We start from the raw sequence: 591 nt of genomic DNA on the forward strand, positions 1-591 counted from the left end.
TTACCACCCTGGGTGGAAGTCGGGGCCTTTCTGCTGGCCTTTCTCGCCGGCAGCGTCAATGCGGTGGGGCTGCTGGGGTTCAGCCATCAATCGGTATCACACCTTACCGGCACCTCCTCGCTACTGGGCCTGGCATTGGCGGATGTTGATCTGTCCGTGGCCCGGCACCTGCTGCTCACCCTGCTGAGCTTTCTCGCCGGTGCCGCCCTTAGCGGCATACTCATCACCAGCACTGCCCTGAAACTGGGCCGCCATTACGGTTTCTCATTGCTGATCGAAGCGGCTTTGCTGGTCATGGCCATGCTGTCTCTACAACAGGGCAGTGATCTGGGCATCTATCTGGCTTCCATGGCCTGCGGGCTGCAGAACGCCATGGTGACCACCTACAGTGGCTCCATCATCCGCACCACCCACCTGTCCGGGATTTTCACCGACCTGGGCATCATGCTGGGCAACCGCCTGCGCGGCATCCCCCTCAATGGCCGCCGGCTGCTGCTGTTCGTATTGCTGATTGGCGGCTTCATCTGTGGCGGCGTGGTCGGCACCTGGCTGTTCCGGTTGCTGCATTTCACCGCGCTGATGGCCCCGGCC

The 591-nt window shown here is 62.3% G+C and carries 1 protein-coding gene; it reads left to right on the forward strand.

What is annotated here, in order from left to right; translation table 11 throughout:
* The coding region (locus A3730_RS07760) for a YoaK family protein (protein ID WP_063537845.1) at window positions 1–591 on the forward strand (591 nt) is incomplete at both ends.

This window comes from Alcanivorax sp. HI0044 (assembly GCF_001634945.1).